The 20,222-nt window shown below is 57.5% G+C and carries 24 protein-coding genes; 22 read left to right on the top strand and 2 right to left on the bottom strand.

Annotated elements, in window-relative coordinates:
• Window positions 1-15: 15 nt before the first annotated feature.
• The 22 genes from C4N23_RS00205 to C4N23_RS00105 all read left to right on the top strand — a co-directional run bounded on the left by C4N23_RS00205 (window position 16) and on the right by C4N23_RS00105 (window position 16,386).
• A complete protein-coding gene (locus C4N23_RS00205) occupies window positions 16-1,077 on the top strand; it encodes a hypothetical protein (RefSeq protein WP_112143182.1) in 1,062 nt (353 codons plus the stop codon).
• Between the two features lie 15 nt (window positions 1,078-1,092).
• Window positions 1,093-2,097, top strand: a complete 1,005-nt coding sequence (locus C4N23_RS00200; RefSeq protein ID WP_112143180.1) for a hypothetical protein — start codon at window positions 1,093-1,095, stop codon at window positions 2,095-2,097.
• 19 nt (window positions 2,098-2,116) lie between these two features.
• Window positions 2,117-2,506, top strand: coding sequence for a hypothetical protein (locus tag C4N23_RS00195; protein WP_112143178.1), 390 nt, complete (start codon window positions 2,117-2,119; stop codon window positions 2,504-2,506).
• Window positions 2,507-2,518: 12 nt separating this feature from the next.
• Window positions 2,519-2,830 carry a hypothetical protein gene (locus tag C4N23_RS00190; RefSeq protein WP_112143175.1) on the top strand — a complete coding sequence of 104 codons (312 nt, stop codon included), beginning with the start codon at window positions 2,519-2,521 and terminating at the stop codon, window positions 2,828-2,830.
• A gap of 10 nt (window positions 2,831-2,840) precedes the next feature.
• The gene (locus C4N23_RS00185; protein WP_112143173.1) at window positions 2,841-3,989 is read left to right on the top strand and encodes a hypothetical protein; all 1,149 of its coding nucleotides are present in this window, start codon (window positions 2,841-2,843) and stop codon (window positions 3,987-3,989) included.
• A gap of 19 nt (window positions 3,990-4,008) precedes the next feature.
• Window positions 4,009-4,356, top strand: coding sequence for a hypothetical protein (locus tag C4N23_RS00180; protein ID WP_112143171.1), 348 nt, complete (start codon window positions 4,009-4,011; stop codon window positions 4,354-4,356).
• A gap of 14 nt (window positions 4,357-4,370) precedes the next feature.
• Entirely contained in the window at window positions 4,371-4,505 is a 135-nt protein-coding gene (locus C4N23_RS14285; protein ID WP_280953100.1) for a hypothetical protein, read from the top strand.
• 11 nt (window positions 4,506-4,516) lie between these two features.
• Window positions 4,517-5,149, top strand: a complete 633-nt coding sequence (locus tag C4N23_RS00175; protein WP_112143169.1) for a GH25 family lysozyme — start codon at window positions 4,517-4,519, stop codon at window positions 5,147-5,149.
• Between the two features lie 5 nt (window positions 5,150-5,154).
• Window positions 5,155-5,442: a hypothetical protein gene (locus C4N23_RS00170; protein ID WP_112143166.1), complete on the top strand. Its 288-nt coding sequence runs from the start codon at window positions 5,155-5,157 to the stop codon at window positions 5,440-5,442.
• A 14-nt stretch (window positions 5,443-5,456) separates the two neighbouring features.
• A complete protein-coding gene (locus C4N23_RS00165) occupies window positions 5,457-5,708 on the top strand; it encodes a phage holin (protein WP_112143163.1) in 252 nt (83 codons plus the stop codon).
• Between the two features lie 438 nt (window positions 5,709-6,146).
• Window positions 6,147-6,686: an LOG family protein gene (locus tag C4N23_RS00160; RefSeq protein WP_055188115.1), complete on the top strand. Its 540-nt coding sequence runs from the start codon at window positions 6,147-6,149 to the stop codon at window positions 6,684-6,686.
• 232 nt (window positions 6,687-6,918) lie between these two features.
• On the top strand, window positions 6,919-8,931 hold the full coding sequence (ligA, locus tag C4N23_RS00155) for an NAD-dependent DNA ligase LigA (RefSeq protein ID WP_112143160.1): 2,013 nt from the start codon (window positions 6,919-6,921) through the stop codon (window positions 8,929-8,931).
• A 123-nt stretch (window positions 8,932-9,054) separates the two neighbouring features.
• On the top strand, window positions 9,055-9,957 hold the full coding sequence (locus C4N23_RS00150) for an ATPase, T2SS/T4P/T4SS family (protein ID WP_112143158.1): 903 nt from the start codon (window positions 9,055-9,057) through the stop codon (window positions 9,955-9,957).
• A complete protein-coding gene (locus C4N23_RS00145) occupies window positions 9,954-10,418 on the top strand; it encodes a hypothetical protein (protein ID WP_112143155.1) in 465 nt (154 codons plus the stop codon). The genes C4N23_RS00150 and C4N23_RS00145 overlap by 4 nt, the downstream gene beginning before the upstream one ends.
• A 13-nt stretch (window positions 10,419-10,431) precedes the next feature.
• Window positions 10,432-10,626, top strand: a complete 195-nt coding sequence (gene spoIIIAC, locus C4N23_RS00140) for a stage III sporulation protein AC (protein WP_055188106.1) — start codon at window positions 10,432-10,434, stop codon at window positions 10,624-10,626.
• Complete coding sequence (locus C4N23_RS00135) at window positions 10,623-11,006, top strand: SpoIIIAC/SpoIIIAD family protein (RefSeq protein ID WP_112143153.1); 384 nt, start codon at window positions 10,623-10,625, stop codon at window positions 11,004-11,006. Before spoIIIAC ends, C4N23_RS00135 begins: the two co-directional genes overlap by 4 nt.
• Complete coding sequence (locus tag C4N23_RS00130; protein WP_242983682.1) at window positions 11,003-12,007, top strand: stage III sporulation protein AE; 1,005 nt, start codon at window positions 11,003-11,005, stop codon at window positions 12,005-12,007. Before C4N23_RS00135 ends, C4N23_RS00130 begins: the two co-directional genes overlap by 4 nt.
• A 1-nt stretch (window position 12,008) precedes the next feature.
• On the top strand, window positions 12,009-12,485 hold the full coding sequence (locus C4N23_RS00125) for a hypothetical protein (protein ID WP_112143148.1): 477 nt from the start codon (window positions 12,009-12,011) through the stop codon (window positions 12,483-12,485).
• Window positions 12,482-12,994, top strand: coding sequence for a stage III sporulation protein AG (locus tag C4N23_RS00120; protein ID WP_112143146.1), 513 nt, complete (start codon window positions 12,482-12,484; stop codon window positions 12,992-12,994). Before C4N23_RS00125 ends, C4N23_RS00120 begins: the two co-directional genes overlap by 4 nt.
• A 38-nt stretch (window positions 12,995-13,032) precedes the next feature.
• On the top strand, window positions 13,033-13,653 hold the full coding sequence (locus C4N23_RS00115) for a SpoIIIAH-like family protein (RefSeq protein ID WP_112143144.1): 621 nt from the start codon (window positions 13,033-13,035) through the stop codon (window positions 13,651-13,653).
• Window positions 13,654-13,745: 92 nt separating this feature from the next.
• Window positions 13,746-15,155 (top strand): DNA repair protein RadA, encoded by a 1,410-nt coding sequence (gene radA, locus C4N23_RS00110; RefSeq protein ID WP_112143142.1) that lies wholly within the window; start codon window positions 13,746-13,748, stop codon window positions 15,153-15,155.
• A 16-nt stretch (window positions 15,156-15,171) separates the two neighbouring features.
• Window positions 15,172-16,386: a tyrosine-type recombinase/integrase gene (locus C4N23_RS00105; RefSeq protein WP_112143140.1), complete on the top strand. Its 1,215-nt coding sequence runs from the start codon at window positions 15,172-15,174 to the stop codon at window positions 16,384-16,386.
• 514 nt (window positions 16,387-16,900) lie between these two features.
• On the opposite strand, the gene C4N23_RS00100 is transcribed toward C4N23_RS00105, so the two are convergent.
• Complete coding sequence (locus C4N23_RS00100) at window positions 16,901-17,731, bottom strand: N-acetylmuramoyl-L-alanine amidase family protein (RefSeq protein WP_112143138.1); 831 nt, start codon at window positions 17,729-17,731, stop codon at window positions 16,901-16,903.
• Window positions 17,732-17,805: 74 nt separating this feature from the next.
• Complete coding sequence (locus tag C4N23_RS00095; RefSeq protein WP_112143136.1) at window positions 17,806-20,217, bottom strand: endonuclease MutS2; 2,412 nt, start codon at window positions 20,215-20,217, stop codon at window positions 17,806-17,808.
• Window positions 20,218-20,222: the final 5 nt, after the last annotated feature.

The following is a 20,222-nucleotide window of genomic DNA, read 5'->3' as shown; positions in this document are numbered from 1 at the left end:
AGGAGATTTTTCAAAATGGCATTTACTATGGAGCAGATCGCGTCCGGCATCCGGAATGCCTTATACGGGCGCGAAGTACGAGAATGGCTGGCACTGTTAGGCGAGACCTGCGTGAAATTGACCAAACAGGCCATCGACGCGGCGAGCGGAGCCAAGGCATCCGAAGAGGCAGCAAAGAAGAGCGAACAGAACGCGAAAGCCAGCAAAGAGGCGGCGGAAAAAAGCGCCGGAAAGTCCGCGGACTCGGCGGCTGCGGCAAAGGGCAGTGCAGAAGCTGCTGAAAAAAGTGCGCAGGCTGCGAAGGGCAGCGAGGAAAGTGCCAAGAGCTACTCCGAAAAGGCGAAAGACGCGATCAACGATGCCCGGAACGACTACAGCGGAGGCTACTACAAGACCTACAACCTGACGGCCCTGCAAACCGCATGGAAGCCGCTGGAAGAAGCGATCGGACCGTACCGGTATTACTGCGACATTGAAGTGGCAGAGCTGACGGATCGGTACACCCCCTTCTGCACTACGAGTCTGGAGACCCATGTGGAGGCAGTAACGGCGGGCGTCGCGGCGGGCATTGAGACCCGGAACGGCTGCGTGCGGCTGTTTTCTATCCTGATTCCGACGGGCGATGTACAGCTTTTGCTGACGCTCTACGGTGTAGGCACCCTGAATTACGAGCTGACCCTGCCCACCGGAAGCTGGGTGAAGGGGGAGAGCGCTTTTGGGGTCTACCCGTACTACTGTGATATCCCGGTAGAGGAATGCACCCCGGCCCTGATCCCCATGGGCCTGACGAGCCTTTCGGAGTTCGAGGAAGCGGAGAAAGCGGGCCTTGCCACCGTGATGGAGACGAAGACCGGCTGTCTGCGGTTCTTTGCGTACACCGCGCCGCAGAAAAACATCGATGTGAACGTTTCGCTCCTGAAGAAGGAGGAACCGGTGAACACTCCGGCCACGAGAACGGAGCTGGGCCTTGTGATGATCGGCGACGGTCTGGACGTTTCCAGCGCTGGCAGCGTGACCTCCAGAGTGGCATCGGACAAAGAATTTGATGCCATGATGAAGCAAATCTACGGCTCTTGATGAGGAGGAAGAATTATGGCAGAAACCGTATTGGCGTCGCTCAAGCAATTGCAGGAGATCGCCGCAAAGAACAAAGAGATCTCAGACAACCTTACCGGACGGCTGGAAACCATCGAGAAGGTCGGCCCGCAGGCAAACGTGCTGGAAGGTGTGAAGGTCAACGGCAAGGCGCTGGCCATCGTACAGAAGATGGTGGACATTCTTGTGACCACCGGGTCGGCAGACGGCACCATACAAGTGAACGGAGTGGATGTCTCGGTCAAAGGACTGGCCCAGATGGCCTACCGGGCACAGGTGTCCCAAGGCGACCTCGATCAGGCCCTGATCGCCATCCTGAACGAAAAGGCCGTGAAATCAACGACCCTGAGCGGCTACGGCATCGGGGACGCCTACACCAAGGAAGAGGTCAACGCGAAGATCAGCGCGGTGTATAAACCCGCCGGTTCCCTGATCTTTGCAAACCTCCCGGTACTGGGCGAAAGCATCCTCGGCAATGTCTACAATGTGACGGACGCTTTCACGACCAACACGAGCTTCGTGGAGGGTGCAGGCAGCAACTACCCGAAGGGCACCAATGTTGTCTGCATCAAAATGGAGAACACCTACAAGTGGGACGTGCTGGCGGGCTTTGTAGATATTTCCGGCAAGGTGGACAAGGAGACCGGCAAAGGTCTGAGCACCCACGATTTCACGAATACTTACAAGACCAAGCTGGACGGCATCGCTGAGGGCGCGAACAAGTATGTTCATCCCACCTATACTGTGCGGGCCAGCGGACTGTATAAGATCACCGTGGATGCCAGCGGCCATGTGAGCAACGCGGTGGCGGTCACGAAGGCGGACATCACCGCGCTGGGCATCCCGGCGCAGGATACCACCTACCCGCTGGCGTCTTCCACGCAGGACGGCCGGATGAGCAAGGCAGACAAGGCCAAGCTGGACAGCATCGACCTTGCCAACGTGCGGATGGCCACCGACGAAGAGGTGGCGGCCCTCATCAAGGAAGTCTACGGCGGCTGAGCAGAAGGGAGATTTCAAAATGGCTGACACGAAAAAGCCGGTGCCCTCGCTTGCACAGCTCAAACAACTGCACGCTAAGTGCATGGTGAAGATCTCGGAACTGTCAGATTCCGTCAGCAAGACTGTCACGGAGCTGTCGGGAAAGAAAGCCGACAAGGTGGCCGTGCAGAGCCTGACGATTCCGGCAAGCGGGTGGATGTCAGACAATTCGACATTTCCGAAGTATGTGGACATCGCCATTTCCGGACTGACGGCAAATGATGTGGTCTGTGTCATTGTTCCGCCCAGCGCAGCGGCCAAGGCAGCGGGTATCTGCACGGTCAGCGAGTCGCTCGCAGGAAAATTGCGCATCCGCGCACAATATGTGCCCACCGCTGCTATCACGGCAACGTATTACATCGTACGATAGGAGGAAGGAACGATGGCATTAGGCCCCATGGTCGTCGGCTCCGGCATGGACCCGGCGAGTTACTACACAAAAGAAGAAGCAAACAAGAAATTCCTGACGAAGGTCCCGGACCCGACGAAGCAGCAGGTCATCAACGCGCTCGGTTACACTCCGCCCCAACAGGACACGACCTACGGCAACGCAACGACCAGCAAGGCGGGGCTGATGAGCGCCGAAGACAAAACCAATCTGGATGCGCAGGTCAGCAAGTACATCCTCCAGACCAGCGACCCCGGCGCGGGAAGCCCTCTCGCCACCGGGAAAATTCTGATCGTGTACGAGTGAGGGGGCTGCTATGGCAAAGAAACTATACGCCGAAGTCGGCGGCAAGACCCGGAAAGCAAAGAAAGGCTACGTCAGCGTCAATGACAAGGCGCGGAAGATCAAAAAGGCCTACGTCGGCGTAGACGGCAAAGCAAGAGCCTTCTGGAGCGGCGGCGAGCTGAGGTACTACGGAAGGGCAACGGCGCTGAGTGAGGCAAGACGCGAGCTTACCGCCACTGCAATCGGAGGTTATGCGCTTTTTGCAGGAGGGAATAATGGCAATTACAGTAATGTTGTAGACGCATACAATCGAAGCCTTACGCGAACAAAACCCGCTGGTCTCGAAAAGTATGGAGTGCACATCGCCACATCCGTAGGACAGTATGCAATCATCGCTACAAATGATCTCAGCAATTCAGTTCTTGATTATGTCGCGGATAGTTATGTCATTTATAATAACTCCCTGACAAAAATAAGTAACAACATTGGCACGACTGTAGAAGCCCGTACTGGCAAAGGAGTTGCCAACGTTGGCAACTATGCGCTCTTTGCCGGAGGAAGCTTGATTCCGCGGTTTGGTGCAAAAAAGCCAGTTAGTACAATAAACACGATCAATAGTTCCTTAACTCTGAGCAGCATTACACTATCCAAGGCAAAGCGTGCTGTTTGTGGCGGCAAAGTCGGCAACTATGCGCTCTTTGCCGGAGGTGTTGCGGGCACTCTATTAAACCCTAGTTATTGTGCCGATGTTGATGCGTATAATGCCTCTTTGACGCGGATATCCGTTACAGCAATAGATAGTGGTATTGATTCAGTGCGGTGCAGCGCATCTATCGGATCGTCGTATGTGCTATTTCGGGTTGGTGTCGCTGCTCTTCCGCCATTTACGATCAACGCTTATGACGCGTCCCTTACAAAGAGAAGCGTTACAGTTCCTAACCGAGACTCATATGAAATGGCCGCAGCCTCGTCTGAAAATTACGCTATCTTTGCTGACAAGTATTATGTAGTAGCCTACAACGACTCACTGACATGCTTTATGATGGCACCACTAAGCGATGAAAGATCCGATGGGGCCGCTGCTGTTATTGGAAACTATGTACTCTTTGCAGGTGGAATCTCTTCTTCATCCGGAGGTACTTCCGACAAAGATATTGTAGACGTCTACACCATTGACTGACGCAGGAGGAAAAATCAAAATGGCACGTTACAAAATTTACGACAACAAATCTGACGTCATCACCCCGGTGGGTGAGACCCTGACCGCAGAGCAGTGGCTCAACCGCTACCCTTGGGCCCGCATGGCCAAGATGATCGTGGGCGGCGGCGTCATCAACGGCAGCGTCGCCCTTGTCTTTGACGATTATGTGGACATGATGCGGAAGGCGGGCTGCGATTTCAGCAATTGCACCACCGACGAAGAATATCTGGCCGCCATCGAGGACTTCGAGGACAACCCGCCCGTCTCCAACACCGTGGACGACCAAACCCGCATCGCGGACGCACTGGAAGACCTCGTGGTGATGAATATGCCGGATGAAAATTAAGGGAGGAAACTGATATGAACATTGAAACACTGAAAGAACGCTGGGTACAGGGCCGTATCTCGGAGGCCATGCTGAAAATTTACGTGCGCAAGGGCGTCATCACTGAGGAGAAGCGGAACGAGATCATGCAGTGCAAGAAAGAAAAGTAAGGAGGCAGACCATGCCTGAAATCATGGACGTTTCCCGTTGGCAGGGAAACATCGACTGGAAGAAAGTCAAGGCCAGCGGTAAAATCGACGGCGTGATGCTGCGGACAGTTTCGACCAGCACAGCATACGGCGGCATCTACATCGATCCAACCTTCGAGAAAAACTACTGGGGCTGCGTGGAAGCCGGGCTGCCGGTAGGGGCGTACTATTACACGAAGGGAACCACCATCGACTATGCTACAAAAGAGCTGGCGAAGCTGAAAGTCGCGCTGGAAGGGAAGACCTTCACTCTGCCCATCGCGGTGGACGTAGAAGACCCCTTCCTGAAAGCGCTGAGTCCCGAAAGCCTTGCCCAGCTCATCAAAATGGAGGCAAAGCAGATCGAAAAGTGGGGGCTGTACGCTATGGTGTACACCTACACGAACTTCGCCGACACCGCCCTTGCAATGCACGAGCTGACCGACTTTGACCTGTGGATCGCCGACTACCGCTCGAAGCGGCCCTCCCGCAAGCACGGCATGTGGCAGTACACCAACAAGGGCAAGATTCCCGGTGTGAGCGGCCCTGTGGACCTGAGCCATGCCTACAAGGACTACCCGGCCATCATCCAGCGGGCGGGTCTGAGCCGGATGAAGGAGGTGTGACCCCGATGTGGCATATTCTCGTAGAATACTGGGCCCAATGGGTCTGCACCCTGATCGGCGCAGGCATTCTCGCGGCGCTGCCGAAGATCAAGGCCCTCTGGAACGCGGTATTGGCACTGCTGCACGACCGCATCTACAGCGAATGTTACCGATTCATCGAATTGGGATACGTCACACAGGACGGACTGCGGAATCTTGGCTACCTGTACAAGACCTATCATGTGATGGGCGGAAACGGCACCGGAACAGAATTGTACAACCGCGCCAAGGCGTTACCCATTCACAACGCATAACGGAGGATTTCAAAATGGACAAGAAAGTATCGACGGCGACCATCGTGCGAACCATCTGTCTGGCTCTGGCGCTTATCAATCAGCTGCTCAGCGCGGGAGGCCACAGCGTGATCCCCATCGACAATGAAACGGTCAATCAGCTCGTGACGACGATCATCACGGTGGTTGTGGCCCTCGTGAACTGGTGGGAGAACAACTCGTTCACGCCGGAAGCCATCCGAGCAGACGAACTGCTTGACCAGATGCAGGGGAAGAGCAGCAAGTAAAATTTCAAAATGGAAGAAAACACCCTGTCAGACTGATATTTCCGATGAACAGTTCGGAAAGAAACGCAGTTTTGACAGGGTGTTTTCTTTTTTGAGCGAGTGTGGTATAATTTAGGGCGTTCGGGCAGAAATGCAACAAGAGTGCATGACTGGATGCCGGATGAATGGGACTTGATAAATGAATAGGGGCAACATCCTACGTTGCAGAAAAATTTAGGGAACGCAACCGAGCAGCAGATGGACTTGACGAGACAAAAAACGGACTGATATTGAGCGTGCAAAACGAACGTATTTTTACGATGGTACGATGAGTTTCTGATGAAAGGATGTCTTGCCAATACGATCAGCATCTGATTGTTTCATAAGCTTCTGAAGGAGCTGTCCTTTTAAGAGGATGGCTCCTTTTTTGTAGGACTCCATGCGAAGAAAGGAAAAACGATGAACATTACGGTTTATCTTGGAGCAAACGAGGGAACGGACCCGGCACTGAAAACGGCGGTGCAGGAACTGGGCAAATGGATCGGGGAGAGCGGAAACGCGCTGATCTATGGCGGCTCCCGCTGCGGCCTGATGGGGGTGCTGGCCGACAGCGTCCTCGCAGCGGGCGGCGAGGTGACCGGCGTGGAGCCGGAGTTCTTCGTGAAGGGGGAGCTGCAGCACGACGGCCTGACCGATTTGATCGTCACGAAGGACATGACGGAGCGCAAGACGAAGATGATCGAGCTGGGGGATGCTTTCATTGCGTTCCCCGGCGGCACCGGGACACTGGAAGAGATCGCGGAGGTGATGTCCAAGGTGTCGCTCAAGCACTTGGAAGCCCCCTGTATCCTGTACGATCTGGACGGCTACTATACCGGGCTGCGGATGCTGCTGGATCATATGATCGAGCTGGGCCTGTCCTCTAAGGAACGGCAGGAGGGCATCTGTTTTGCAAAAGATCTGCCGGAGATCCAGAAAATCCTGCAAAGCAGTTTGTAAAATCCTATGTTCGGAAAAGAACAGCACAACGATTGAAACTTTAAAAATAAAACAAGGAGTAAATCGAAAGGAAACTGAAACTGGACTGAGTTTAGGAAGCTCAACAATCTGCGGAAACGGCAAAAATACAATTTGTATACAGCGGAAATGCGTCAAACATCGCGATGCAGCGGTTTAAAAAATCCCTCGAAGGAAGGGTCGTGGTGTGGTATAATAAAGAGGATAAAGGAGAGTGGACCATTTGGAACTGGAGCAAGCAAAAAAGCGCGTGGAAGAGCTGCGCACCGTGATCGAAAAGAACAACCGATTATACTACGATCAGGACGCCCCTGAACTGGAGGATTTTGAATACGATGCCCTGACGCGGGAGCTGAAGGAACTGGAAGCGCAGTTCCCGGAGTTGGTCACGCCGACTTCGCCGACCCAGCACGTCGGCGGCACCCCTAGCGGACGGTTTGCCAAGGTCACGCACGCCGTCAAGATGGAGAGCCTGCTGGACGCATTTTCGTTTGAGGAATTGCGTGACTTTGACCGCCGAGTGCGGGAAGCGGGCGTGGAACCGGAATATGTGGTCGAGATCAAGATCGACGGCCTTTCCTGCAGCTTGGAGTACGAGAATGGAATGCTGGTGCGGGCTTCGACCCGCGGCGATGGCGTGGTCGGCGAGGATGTGACCGCCAACGTCAAGGCCATCAAGCGCATCCCGAAACAGCTCAAAAACGCACCGGAATTTCTGGAAGTGCGCGGTGAGGTGTATATGCCCCACGAGGCCTTCCAGCACCTGTGCGCTGAGCAGGAGCTGCAGGGCGCGGCACCGTTCAAAAACCCGCGCAATGCGGCCGCCGGGTCGCTGCGCCAGAAAGACGCCAAGATCACCGGGAGCCGCGGCCTGTCCATCTTTGTGTTCAACGTTCAGCAGATCCGCGGCAAGGAGCTGACGACCCACGCCGAAAGTCTGGATTACCTCAAGAGCCTTGGGCTGCCGGTCTCGCCCCGCTACCATGTAGTGCACGACATCGAAACCGCCATTGCAGAGATCGAGCAGATCGGCCAGAGCCGTTCGACCCTCGACTTTGACATGGACGGTGCCGTGATCAAGGTGAACGATTTTGCACAGCGTGACCGGATGGGTTCGACCAATAAATTCCCGCGCTGGGCCATCGCGTTCAAGTACCCACCGGAAGTCAAGGAGACGACCCTGCGCAGCATCGAAGTTGCCGTGGGCCGCACCGGCGTGCTGACCCCCACGGCCTGTTTTGACCCGGTCTTTCTGGCGGGCACAACGGTCGCCCGCGCCACCCTGCACAATGAGGATTTCATCCGTCAGCTCGGCCTTTGCATCGGGGATACCATTCAGGTGCGCAAGGCGGGCGATATCATCCCGGAAGTCATCGGCGTGACCCGCCACGAAGCAGAGGCAGAGCCTTATCAGATGCCGGAAGTCTGTCCCTCCTGCGGCGCGCCGGTGGTGCATCTGGAAGACGAGGCGGCGCTGCGGTGCGTCAACCCGGAGTGCCCGGCGCAGTCGCTGCGGAACATCATCCATTTTGCCTCCCGCGACGCCATGGACATCGACGGCCTTGGCGCCGCTGTGGCGGCCCAGCTGGTCGAAAAAGGGCTGGTGCATTCGGCGGCAGACCTTTACGATTTGACGCTGGAACAGCTGCTGACGCTGGAAAAATTCAAGGAAAAGAGCGCCACCAACCTGCTGCAAGCCATCGAAAACTCCAAGCAGAACAATCTGGATAAGCTGTTGTTTGGTTTCGGCATCCGAAATATCGGCGATAAGGCAGCGGCTCTGCTGGCAGAACATTTCGGTTCGCTGGAAGCCATCCGCGAAGCCACCGAAGAGCAGATCAGTGAGATCGATGGCTTCGGCGGCGTGATGGCTCAGAGCGTGACCGAGTTCTTTGCGAAGGACGGCACGACCGACCTGATTCATCGGCTGGCAGATGCCGGGCTGAACATGCAGTGGAAGGGTGAGCCCAAGGGCGATAAGCTGGCGGGCAAAACGCTGGTAGTGACCGGCACGCTGGAAACGCTCTCCCGCAACGAGGCCGAGGCGCTGATCGTGAAAAACGGCGGCAAGGCCAGCGGTTCCGTCTCCAAAAAGACGGCCTATGTCGTGGCCGGAACGGCGGCTGGATCTAAGCTCACCAAGGCACAGGCGCTGGGTATCCCGGTGCTGACGGAGGAAGAGTTCCTCGCCATGCTGCGTGACGACGAACCGACCCCCGAAGCATAATTCCATAGAGTCCGATTTTATAAGCCCGTACAGCAACTGCCGCTGTGCGGGCTTTTTGCGTGGTTCTACTTTCCGCCCTGCCGCATAAAGTGATGGCAAGAGACGCGGAAGGAGAAACGGAAGATGGACGAGTATGATCAGGTGATCCAAGCTCTGCCGAGCTGGCTGGCGCGTCCGCTGCTGGAGCTGCCAAGCACGCTTGCGCCGCAGGTACAGGAAGTGCGGCTGCGGGTGGGGTGTACGCCGATGTTTACGGTGCGCGGTGCGGTATATGCCCCGCAGGAACTGGGACGGGAAGGAAAAGCGCTGCAAACGCTTCGCCTGACCCCGCCGCAGATGGAAGAGATCCTTTTCACCCTTTGCGGCGGTTCGGTCCACACCCACCAGACGGAGATCGCGCAGGGGTATGTCACCCTTGCGTCCGGGTGCCGGGCCGGTCTAGGCGGGCAGTTTTTGCAGACGGCGGAACAGGGCATCGTGCTGCAGGAGCTGACCTCAGTGAACCTCCGCATCGCGCGGGAAAAAACGATCGACCTTCCCGAAGAGCTGCGTGCCGCATTGCAGGAACATTTCATCGGGATGCTTCTTGTCGGCGAACCGGGCAGCGGCAAGACGACGGTGCTGCGGAGCATGGCGCAGGAGCTTGCCCGGCAGAAAAAGCTCGTCTCCGTCATCGACGAACGGCGGGAGCTGTTTGCCGGAATGCCCCGGCGGACTTTCCCCGGCGAGGCGCTGGACGTCATTTCCGGCATCCCGAAGGGACAGGCTGTGCAGATGGCGCTGCGGACCCTATCGCCGCAGGTTTTGCTGTTGGACGAGCTGGGCGGCATGGAAGAGGTTTCCGCGCTGGAACAAGGCATGTTCAGCGGCGTGGATTTCGTTGCGACCCTTCACGCTGGGACCCCGGAAGAAGCGGTCGGCCGACCGCAGGTACAGGCTTTGCAAGCCCGCGGCGCGGTGAAGGTTCTGGTCTGGCTCCAAGGCCGGACGGCGCCGGGCCAGATCCGGGAGGTCCGGTTTTTATGAGCGGAAGCAGTCTGCGCGGATTTGGGGCGCTCTGCCTTGTGCTCTGCGGCTGGTGTGTCGGGGACAGCATCTGCGTGCGGACATCCGAGCATCAGCGGGCGCTTCAAAGAACCATCGAATTACTTGACCGCATCCGCCGGGAGATCGAGTTCCGCCGGGCAGATCTGGCTTCTTTATTTGTTCGCTTGCAGCGGGAAGGTCTGGTCGGACAAGCTGCCGGGTCTCTGCAGGAGCTGGAACCGTTCCCGCAGTTGTCCCGGCGGGAAAAGGCCGCGTTCCGAAACTGTATGGCGGGCCTTGGCCGTGCGGAAGCGCAGCAGGAATGCCAGCGGCTTGCGCTGTACATCACGCAGTTCGAAGCGTTCCGGGATGACCTTACGCCGCGCCTGAACGTTACAATGGAGCTGGCGCATAAAATGGGCCTTTCTGTGGGGCTGGCGGCGGCCATTCTACTGCTTTGAAAGGATGACGGAGATGGAAATCGATCTGATCTTCAAGATTGCGGCCATCGGCATCATCGTGGCGGTGCTGAACCAGCTTCTGATCCGTTCCGGGCGGGAGGATCAGGCGATGATGACCACCCTTGCGGGGCTTGTGGTCGTACTATCGATTCTGGTCAAACAGATCAGCGTCCTGTTTGTGACCATCAAATCGCTGTTTTCCTTATGAACACGCTCACGGCGGTCTTCGGCATCGCGCTGCTGGCGGCGCTGCTCTATACGGCGCTGAAGCGCAGTGTCCCGTCCTACGCGCTGTTCCTTTCGCTGGCGGCAGCGCTGGTGATTCTGGTGCGGGTGGGAGCGGCGTTCCGGTCCGTCCTGCTTGGCGTAGCGCGTTTGGGGGAACAGGCGGGAGGCGCGGCCTTTTCCTGCCTTGTCCGGAGCGCGGTCATTTTTCTGCTCACGGATTACACCCGCACCCTCTGCGAGGAAGCGGGGGCGGATTCTCTGGCGTGGTGCGTGTGGCTTGCGGGGCGGTGTCTGGTACTGGCGGCGGCATGGCCTCTGCTGGAGGAAATATTACAGCGGATCGGGAGCATGACAGGATGAAGGAACTCTATACTCTGCTTCCGGGGGGCGACCTCTGGGGGCCGTATCTGGAGCAAAGCCCGGTATCGCCCACCGAGCTGGTGGATCATCCGCTCAAGACCTTGCGCGGTTTTTTCCCGGCGGAGCTGGGGGACGTGCTGCGGGAGGCGGTCGGCGGCTATGCGCAGGTGCTGCTGTTTCTGATCCTGAGCGCGGTGATCGCCCTGCTGCTGGGGGAACGCGCGGATGGGACCCTGCTGGATCTTGTCTGTGCGGGCGGCTGCGGGGTGCTGCTGTGGGAAAAGCTTGTCGCGCTGTCGGACGAGTTCTGTGTGCAGATCGAAAGCTGGAACCGCTTTCTTCTGGGGTTCCTGCCCGTATATGCGGGGGTTCTGACGTTGGGCGGCGAGAGCGCGGCCGGAGCATCGGCCAGCGGCTTTTTTCTGACGCTGCTCTGTTTTCTGGCGCAGGGGTTGGCGGCCGTGGTCCCGCCGCTGCTGCAATGTTACCTCGCGCTGAGCATGGCGTGCTGTGTCAGCACCGAAGCGGGTCTTTCTGGATTTTGCAGAGCCTTGGGCGGCTTTTTGCAGAAGCTCCTTAGCTGGGCGGGCAAACTTCTGGCAGCGCTCTTGGGGCTGCAACGGTTTTCGGCGTGGCAGCTTGACCGCGCAGCCCTGCGCACAGGCCAGCTCCTGACGGGAACCATCCCCATCGTGGGCGAAACGCTGAGCGACGCTTCGGAGGCGGTGCTGGCCAGTGTCCAGCTTTTGAAAAGCGGGCTGGGGCTGGCGGCGCTCCTGACGATCGCGGCGGAATTTGTTCCGGTCTATCTGGGAATGCTGGTGCAGCTTGGGCTGCTCTCCGGCTGCGGGGTCCTCTGCTCCCTGACCGGAAATGCACGGGGGCAGGAGCTGCTTGGCTGCTTTGCCGAAGCGGTGCGCTGCATGATGGCGGTCACGGCTCTGTTTGCGGGGCTGGCCGTGGTCGGGACGGCTTTGCTGTTTGTGGTAGGAGGTGGATGAGGTGCAGGGACTCAAGGTGGCGATGGCGGTTTTCTGCACGGCGTGTATCTGCGCGGAACTGGTGGCACAAATTACAGAGAGCGGCTGGGCCCGGCGGGGTATAAAAGTGGTGGCAGGGCTATATATTTTAGCAGCGGCGCTTCATGTGCTTCCGCAGCTCAAGGCAGAAGGCAACGTGTTTTCGGTCCCCACAGTCTCTTCGGTCGAGCTTGGAACGTTGGAACAGGCTGCATTGGCTCAGACACAAACGCAGTTGGAGCAGGACTTGGAAGAGCGCTTCCGGCGGGAGGCTGGCGTCTCTGCCGGGGTCACGCTTGACCTGCGTTCCGCATCGGATAGCGTTACGGTCGATTCCGTTACGGTAACGCCCGCAGCAGACTGCACCCCGGAGCAGCAGCAAGCGGTGGAGAAGATCGTGGAAGAAGCGCTGGGGGTCAGACCGGAATGGAATGCCCCCGGCGGGGAGATACAGCCATGAAAGAAGGACAGGAGAAGACCGGGGTCTTTACACTTCGCTCGCTGCTGGAAAAGCAGAACCGCACAAAACTTGCGGTGGTGCTTGGGGCAGCGGCGATGATCCTGCTGCTGCTTTCCGAGCTGCTGCCCACAAACGCGGTGAAGGCACCCGTCTTGGCTACGGCAGACGAAACGGCTTACCGGGAACAGTTGGAAAAACAGCTTCAGGAATTGATCGAGCAGATCGACGGGGCGGGAACAACGACGGTAATGATCACACTGGAAAGCGGGGAGGAAACGGTATATGCGACGGACACGCAGTCGGGACAGACCCAGAGTCAGGAGACACACGTTCTGCTGGAGGACGGCACAGCGCTGGCACAGACGATCTATCTGCCGCAGGTCTGCGGCGCTGCGGTCGTCTGCGACGGCGGTGGCGATATCCGGGTGGCTGCACAGATCACAGAGCTTGTGCGGGCGCTGCTGGACCTTTCCGCAAACCGGATCGTTGTAGCACAGCGCCGGAGCTGACCGGCCTTTGCGATGCTGAGAGAAGGAGGAGCATTTTCATGAGAGCCATTTCGAAAAATACCCGAAAAGCGACTGCCATCACACTTGCGGCGGCGCTTGTTGTGGCGGTTTACCTCAATTGGCAGTATGCGCGGACGGGCGTGACGCTGGAAGAGGATGTCGTCAATGTAGCGGCTACGGTGGAAACAGAGGAAGCCGTCTCGGCCCCGATCATGGACGGGCTGATGACTGAGGCGGAAGCAGTTTCCAGTGCGAACAAGAATTACGGGGAGGCGCAGCTCGTCAGCGTGGCCAACAACAGCGGCTCCAAGTTTTTTGAGGAAGCCCGGCTCAAGCGGACCAAGGCCCACGACGAAGCCATGGACGCTGTGCAGAAGGCACTGAAATCCGCTTCGCTCTCCGCCGAGGAAAAGAAGAGCTATACCCAGCAATTGACCGGCAGCCTCGAAGACCTCAACGCGGAAAATGAGATCGAAACCTTGGTCAGGGCCAAAGGCTTTGCAGATTGTCTCTGCTTTTTACAGTCCGGCCGGGCCGACCTGACTGTGATGACCTCCGGCGATGCACTGACTGCGGCACAGGTGGCGCAGATCCGGGACATCGTGCTCAGCAAGAGCAATGTCACGGCCCAGAACGTTACCATCGTAGAGGTAAAATAAGCGCTTTCCTTGCGGGGGTCCGCCGGATGTGGTAATATAAGAACGAACAACAAAAACAGGCTCGCTGCCCGGCGGGCCTGACAGGAGCGTATATGAAAGAACCGAAATTAAAAACCGTTTATGTTTGCTCCAACTGCGGGGAAACAAGCCCGCGCTGGATGGGACGCTGCCCCAGCTGCGGAAGCTGGAACACGATGAACGAGGATGTGGTGGCGGAAGCACCCAAAGCGGGCCTTTCGGGCAGCAAGGCGGCACCGGCCCGGCAGGAGGGCGTCACCTCGTTGACGGCAAAGCGTCTGGCCGATATCAGTACGACCGAAGAAAAGAGCCGCATCCTGACCGGCATCTCGGAACTGGACCGGGTGCTGGGCGGCGGCATCGTGCTGGGCGGAGTGGTGCTGCTCAGCGGCGAGCCGGGCGTAGGCAAATCCACGATGCTGCTCCAGCTTTGCGGGGCCATCTCGAACCAGCACACGGTGTTGTATATCACCGGCGAGGAGTCGGTGCGGCAGGTGAAACTCCGCGCGGCCCGGCTGAAGATCCAGCAGGAGAACATCTATCTGGCCGCCGAAAACGACGTGGACGAGATCTGCGGCCTCATCGAAAAGGAAAAGCCGGACCTTGTCGTCATCGATTCCATCCAGACGATGCGCTGCATGGATATCTCGTCCTCGTCCGGCACGGTCAGTCAGGTCAAGGAGAGCGCGGCCCGGCTGCTTGCCGTGGCCAAAAGGCAGGAGATCCCCATGTTCATCGTCGGCCATGTCAACAAGGATGGTGCCATTGCTGGCCCCAAAGTCATGGAGCACATCGTGGATACAGTGCTTTACTTTGAGGGTGACAAAATGCTCCCGTACCGCATCCTGCGCGCAGCCAAAAACCGCTATGGCTCGACGAATGAACTCGGCATGTTCGATATGACAGGGCAGGGGCTGGAAGAAATCGAAAACCCGTCCCAGATGCTGCTGGAAGGCCGCCCACTGGGGGTTTCTGGCAACTGCGTCGCCTGTACGATGGAGGGCAGCCGCCCCATCCTGAGCGAGATCCAAGCCCTCGCCACCAAGACGAATTTCCCGGCACCGCGCCGTGCGTGCAGTGGCTACGATTACAACCGCATGAACCTTCTCATCGCGGTGCTGGAAAAGCGGGCGGGCTATTTCTTCGGCAATCTGGATGTGTATATCAACATCGTCGGCGGCATCGCGCTGCGGGATACCGCCTGCGATCTGGCCGTCTGCCTGAGCATGGTGTCGTCGCTGTTGGATCAGCCGGTCAGCGATAAGCTGATCGCCATCGGCGAAGTCGGCCTTGGCGGCGAGGTGCGCAGTGTGCCCAATCTGGAACAGCGTTTGCGGGAGGCAGAGCGCATCGGCTTTGAACGTGCCGTTGTGCCGAAGCACAGCCTTGCGCACCTGAACCCGGCGGATTATCCCGGCATGAAGCTCGTGGGCGCCGCCTATATCGCCGACGCCATCCATGCGCTGAAAAATGACCGCTTATAAGAGATAAGGAAACGATATGTCCATCTATCTTGATGAAAAGAATCCCAGCAAACACAAACCGTTTGATGATGCCTCGCCGGATATCGTGGAGTATGTGCGGTATCTGGAAGTGATTGCGGGCAAAAGCGCGAACACGGCGTTCAGCTATTACTGCGACCTGCGCGGCTTTTCCCGCTTTATGAAGCGCCGCAAGGGGCTTGTGCCGGAAGATGCCGAGATGAAGGAGATCGACCCCAAAGGGCTGGATACGGCCTTCTGGGGCAGCGTTACAAAGGAAGACATCTACGAATATCTGTACTTTTTGAACCGAGAATGCGGCAACAAAAAATCCTCCACCGCCCGGCGGCTGGCCAGTCTGCACGGGTTCTACGATTATCTGGTCAATCAGGTCAACCGGCTCTCGCAGGACCCGACAGCTTCCATCAAACCACCGAAACAGGATAAAGTCCTGCCCAAGTATCTGACGGCAGAACAGTCCAGAGAGCTTCTGGAAAGCACCCAGTACCAGAGCGATTTCCCGGAACGGGATTACTGCATGGTGGTGCTGTTTTTGAACTGCGGAATGCGCCTTTCCGAGCTGGTGGGGATGGATCTTGGTGACATTGATCTGGAACAGCGGCAGATCCGGCTGTTCGGCAAGGGCCACAAGGAACGGATGGTCTACCTGAACGATGCCTGTATTGAGGCGCTGCAGCTCTACCTGAAAAAGCGCAATACGATGGAGGGCCTCGACCCCAAGGAAAAGGCCGTTTTTGTGACCCGCCGCCGGAAGGATCGCATCTCGAACCGGCGGGTAGAGCAATTGGTGACCAGCGCAATGAAAGCGGCCGGGCTGAAAGGCTTTTCGACCCATAAGCTGCGCCATACCGCCGCGACCCTGATGTACCAGACCGGCAATGTGGATATCCTGACGCTCAAACAGCTTTTGGGTCACAGCAGCGTCGGAACAACTCAGATCTATACACATTTGCAGGAATTTCAGGTGCGTGCGGCCATCGAGCAGAATCCGCTTGGCGAAGTGAAGAAAGCAAGCTTGGATACAACGGAACGGGAGGCAGGGGAGATAAGCGGGGAAAATGCTGCCCCTTCCGCTAAAATAAACGATTCTGCGAGTAAATCTGAAGAGGCTGCTCCGTCCGGGCCGATGGAAGCCTTTGAAGGAGCTGCCAACGATGGATTCCGTGCAGATGTTTCTGCAATGAAGGAACCGGAAGAACCCGTGCAGGAATGAGATAGAAAATACACCCAGTGGTGTGAATTCTACGGAATCAAGCAAAACCGCCGATGACGAGATTTATGGACCCGTCACAGGCGGTTTTTGTTTTGTGAGCCAACAGAATGTACCACAATGTGAACCAGAAATAAATCAGAAGCAAAACTATGGGAATGGAGTTGCAAAATGGAAATTCAGCAACGGCGCAGAACAAAATACAAACGAATCACGACGAAGACATTGAAACAGAAACCTGAAAACAGATAACAAAAAAACAGTGTAAAAACACATCCAAAGAACACCATGCCAAAAAGGCTCAAAATGAGCCCAAGACGGCTGGATGTGAGCCGGATGGCCGAAACGGAGCGAAAATCCGGAAAAGAGGGCTTTTTCACTCCCCTATATTTCACATAACGCGCATTATACGAAACTTATGCAATCAAAAAATCAGACCCTCCACTCTCTCCCCGCTGCAGCGGTCAGAAAAAATTCGGAGGGTCATTGACTCTTTTCCAGAGGGTTCGGTGACGTGCTATTCCGGCAGCGGTGTTGTCTCAAAATATGCACAGATCGCTTCGTAGTACGCGCGGGCTGTCCGCTGGCAGCCGTCCTCGCTGCCAAACTGTGCAACGTCGGCTTCGCTGGTCACGAAGCACTGTTCTGCCAGAACGGCGGGACAATTCACATCTTCCAGAATCGTAAAGCTTCGCTCTTCGCGCACTTCGGTGTGGCTGCTTTCGACCAATTGCTTGGTCTCCCCGATATAATATATGTACCGGATTCCCCCGCGCCCCCGCAGACTGGCCCCTGCGGACCGCATGGCGCTGGCCAGTTGTTTGGCAAAGTAATAACTCTCCCGGTGCCACGTCCTGCCCGGAACGGTCGGATAGCATTCAAACCCGGAGGCCGTCGAGCCCTCCGGCGCGGAATTGCCATGGATGGAAAGCAGCAGATCTGGCGAAAGCGCGTTGGCGGCGGCGGCTCGCTCGGAGGGTTTGGCGGTTATGTCATAATTTTCGCGGGTCCGGAGCGGGATGAAGTTCGGGTCCTGCTCCAGCCATGCCAAAAGCGCTTCTGCAGTGGCGGCGGTCATCTCTTTTTCCTCTACGACTCCCCTTGCACCCGGATCACTGCCGCCGTGCCCGGCGTCTACCGCGATGCGATACGGCGGCTCACCGATCGTGGGGCGGAAGTCATCTTCCGATTCAGTGGAGGGATTCCTCTGCCCGATGGTAAAGGCTTCATGGCACAAATAAAGGCCGAAACAAACGGCGATGACGCAAAGGCATAATACCAGTGCGTGACGGAACGAGAAAGCGCTGTGGCTTCTCTTCTTTTTACGATGGACTGCATGTTTTGCCATAGGCACTTCCCTGCTTTTGATACAACAAAGCCTGTCCGCAGAAGCTGCTCAGGGACAGGCTTTGACACGACAAATTATTTCAATTCTACGACGGTCACGCCGCTTTCACCTTCGCCGTAGCGGCCCAAGCGGAAGCTCTTAACCATTCGGTTTCCGCGCAGGTGCTTGTGGATGGCTGTGCGCAGCGCACCGGTGCCGTTGCCGTGGATCAGATACACCACTGTCTGCCCGTTCAGGATGGCGCGGTCAATGAAGGAATCTACCTCCGGCAGTGCCTCGTCTACGGTCAGACCCAACAGGTTGCACTCCATCTTCGCGGAACGCTGGACGCGCTCGACTCGGCCATTCGGACGGTTGGCGTCGCCGGTCAGGCGGGAATAACGCTGCTGCGCCTTGGTTTTGGGCTGCGGTTCCCTGACCAGCTTTTCCGGCTGTTTCAGACCCTTGAGGGGGACTTTTGTCTTGATGATGCCAGCACGAACCAGCACGTCGCCGTTTTTGTCCGGCAGGGCGAGCACGGTCGCAAGCTGATTCAGCTCTGCAATACAGACCTCCTGCCCTACTCTGACTTCCTTCAGCGGCACGAACTCCTTAACGGGGTTGTGCACGACTTCGGTGCCGACGAAAAGTTTTTCCGATTCCTTTTTGGCGATCTCGCGGGCGCGCTGCGCCTTTTGCTGGGTGCTCATCCGCTCGTCCTTTTGAATCTGGCGCAGTTCATCGGTCAAGGCATAGGCCTTGCTTTCCACCTGCTGTGCCAGTGCACGGGCCTTGGCACGGGCTGCTTCCAGCTCGTTTTCGCCCTGCTGAATGAGCTCGTCCCGCTTTTTGCGGGCGGCATCCAACTGATGTGCGGCCTCGTTGCGCAGCTCTTCAACTTCGTTCTGGCTTTCCTTCAACTGCAGCTTCAAATCGTCGAGCTGGCCCAAAACGGCATCCAGACGTTTATCCTCGGCGGAAAGGTGCTGTTGTGCGGCCTCAATGACTCGCTCCGGGATGCCCAGCTTTTCGCTGATGAGGAACGCGTTCGATTTGCCCGGCACGCCGACGCTGAGCTTGTAGGTCGGGCGCAGGGTCTCAAGGTCGAACTCGCAGCTGGCGTTGATAACGCCCTTGGTTTCCAGCGCAAAGACCTTCAGTTCGGCATAGTGGGTGGTAGCCATCAGCAGCACGCCGCGGCGGCGGAGTTCCTCGATGATGGCCACGGCCAGCGCCGCACCCTCAGCAGGGTCGGTACCGGCACCCAACTCGTCCAGAAGAACGAGGGTGTGCGGCATAGCCAGTTCCAGAATGCCGGTGATCTTCTTCATGTGGCCGGAGAAGGTGGACAGGCTCTGTTCGATGCTCTGTTCGTCGCCGATGTCCACGAGGAACTCGTCAAACACGCAGATCTCACTGCGCTCGTCGGCGGGGATCAAAAAGCCGCACTGCGCCATGGCGCAAAGCAGACCGGCTGTTTTCAGTGTAACAGTCTTACCGCCGGTGTTCGGGCCGGTGATGATGAGCGAATCGTACTCCCGGCCCAATGCAATATCCACCGGAACACACTTTTTAGGGTCGATGAGCGGATGACGCGCCCGGATGAGGGAGAAGGACGAATCCGTCCGGACAGCGGGCTTGAAAGCCTTCAGATCCAGCGCCAGCCGCGCCTTTGCCAACAGGACGTCGATCTCCAGCATGGCTTTGTAGCTGTACTGGAACTGCGGCTCGATCGCGGCCACCTGCGCGGTAAAAGCCACGAGGATGCGCTCGATCTCCTGCGCTTCCTGCGCGCGGTACTGCAAAATGCGGGCGTTGGCTTCCACAACGGCCTGAGGCTCGACGAAGACGGTAGCACCCGTAGACGAAACATCGTGGATGATGCCGCTGACTTCGCCGCGGTACTCGCTCTTAACCGGGACAACATAGCGCCCATTTCGCATGGAAACGACGCTCTCCTGCAAATATTTGGAGGTGTCCATGTTGCGGACCATGCTCTCCAACCGGTCGCGGATGCTGTTCTCGGTGACGCGGATCTTTTTGCGCAGCTCGTTCAGGGTATGGGAAGCTGTATCCGCCATGGCGTCTGGGGCCAGAATGGCACTGGAGATCTGCTGCTCCAGACCGGGCTGTGGTGCCAGAGCATAAAACAGGTCGTCCGTCGGCAGGGCATCGTGGTCGGAGGAGCCGTACCAGCTGCTCAGATTCTGAAAGTTGCGCAGTGCACCGGCCACCATCAGCAACTCGCCCATGGAGAGCACGCCGCCCTTGACCGCGCGGGTCACGAGCTGGCTGACGCCCTCCACGCCGCCAAAGCGGGGCGAGCCGTTTTTGATCAGCAGACTATTGATGGCGTCGGTCTGCTCCAGCGCATAGCGCACTTCGTCCGGGTCGCACTGAGGTTCCAGCGCAAGCATCTGCGCTTTTGCTTCCTGACAGACGCAGCCCTCGGCGGCACGCGCAATGATCTTATCAAGCTCAAGTGTTTTTAAGTAGCTTGTTTCCATAGCAA

Origin of the sequence: Faecalibacterium hattorii (genome assembly GCF_003287455.1) — a bacterium.
GTDB lineage: Bacteria > Bacillota > Clostridia > Oscillospirales > Ruminococcaceae > Faecalibacterium > Faecalibacterium hattorii.
This window is presented reverse-complemented; position numbering and strand designations above follow the sequence as displayed.

What these genes read in the sequence shown, in the direction of transcription:
- radA (WP_112143142.1), top strand. Translation starts at nt 13,746, where the DNA reads ATGAAAGAACCGAAATTAAAAACCGTTTATGTTTGCTCCAACTGCGGG.
- C4N23_RS00160 (WP_055188115.1), top strand. Translation starts at nt 6,147, where the DNA reads ATGAACATTACGGTTTATCTTGGAGCAAACGAGGGAACGGACCCGGCA.
- C4N23_RS00205 (WP_112143182.1), top strand. Translation starts at nt 16, where the DNA reads ATGGCATTTACTATGGAGCAGATCGCGTCCGGCATCCGGAATGCCTTA.
- C4N23_RS00170 (WP_112143166.1), top strand. Translation starts at nt 5,155, where the DNA reads ATGTGGCATATTCTCGTAGAATACTGGGCCCAATGGGTCTGCACCCTG.
- C4N23_RS00165 (WP_112143163.1), top strand. Translation starts at nt 5,457, where the DNA reads ATGGACAAGAAAGTATCGACGGCGACCATCGTGCGAACCATCTGTCTG.
- C4N23_RS00195 (WP_112143178.1), top strand. Translation starts at nt 2,117, where the DNA reads ATGGCTGACACGAAAAAGCCGGTGCCCTCGCTTGCACAGCTCAAACAA.
- C4N23_RS00150 (WP_112143158.1), top strand. Translation starts at nt 9,055, where the DNA reads ATGGACGAGTATGATCAGGTGATCCAAGCTCTGCCGAGCTGGCTGGCG.
- C4N23_RS00120 (WP_112143146.1), top strand. Translation starts at nt 12,482, where the DNA reads ATGAAAGAAGGACAGGAGAAGACCGGGGTCTTTACACTTCGCTCGCTG.
- C4N23_RS00145 (WP_112143155.1), top strand. Translation starts at nt 9,954, where the DNA reads ATGAGCGGAAGCAGTCTGCGCGGATTTGGGGCGCTCTGCCTTGTGCTC.
- C4N23_RS00100 (WP_112143138.1), bottom strand. Translation starts at nt 17,731, where the DNA reads ATGGCAAAACATGCAGTCCATCGTAAAAAGAAGAGAAGCCACAGCGCT.
- C4N23_RS00130 (WP_242983682.1), top strand. Translation starts at nt 11,003, where the DNA reads ATGAAGGAACTCTATACTCTGCTTCCGGGGGGCGACCTCTGGGGGCCG.
- C4N23_RS00175 (WP_112143169.1), top strand. Translation starts at nt 4,517, where the DNA reads ATGCCTGAAATCATGGACGTTTCCCGTTGGCAGGGAAACATCGACTGG.
- C4N23_RS00190 (WP_112143175.1), top strand. Translation starts at nt 2,519, where the DNA reads ATGGCATTAGGCCCCATGGTCGTCGGCTCCGGCATGGACCCGGCGAGT.
- C4N23_RS14285 (WP_280953100.1), top strand. Translation starts at nt 4,371, where the DNA reads ATGAACATTGAAACACTGAAAGAACGCTGGGTACAGGGCCGTATCTCG.
- C4N23_RS00105 (WP_112143140.1), top strand. Translation starts at nt 15,172, where the DNA reads ATGTCCATCTATCTTGATGAAAAGAATCCCAGCAAACACAAACCGTTT.
- C4N23_RS00200 (WP_112143180.1), top strand. Translation starts at nt 1,093, where the DNA reads ATGGCAGAAACCGTATTGGCGTCGCTCAAGCAATTGCAGGAGATCGCC.
- C4N23_RS00185 (WP_112143173.1), top strand. Translation starts at nt 2,841, where the DNA reads ATGGCAAAGAAACTATACGCCGAAGTCGGCGGCAAGACCCGGAAAGCA.
- C4N23_RS00095 (WP_112143136.1), bottom strand. Translation starts at nt 20,217, where the DNA reads ATGGAAACAAGCTACTTAAAAACACTTGAGCTTGATAAGATCATTGCG.
- spoIIIAC (WP_055188106.1), top strand. Translation starts at nt 10,432, where the DNA reads ATGGAAATCGATCTGATCTTCAAGATTGCGGCCATCGGCATCATCGTG.
- C4N23_RS00135 (WP_112143153.1), top strand. Translation starts at nt 10,623, where the DNA reads ATGAACACGCTCACGGCGGTCTTCGGCATCGCGCTGCTGGCGGCGCTG.
- C4N23_RS00180 (WP_112143171.1), top strand. Translation starts at nt 4,009, where the DNA reads ATGGCACGTTACAAAATTTACGACAACAAATCTGACGTCATCACCCCG.
- C4N23_RS00115 (WP_112143144.1), top strand. Translation starts at nt 13,033, where the DNA reads ATGAGAGCCATTTCGAAAAATACCCGAAAAGCGACTGCCATCACACTT.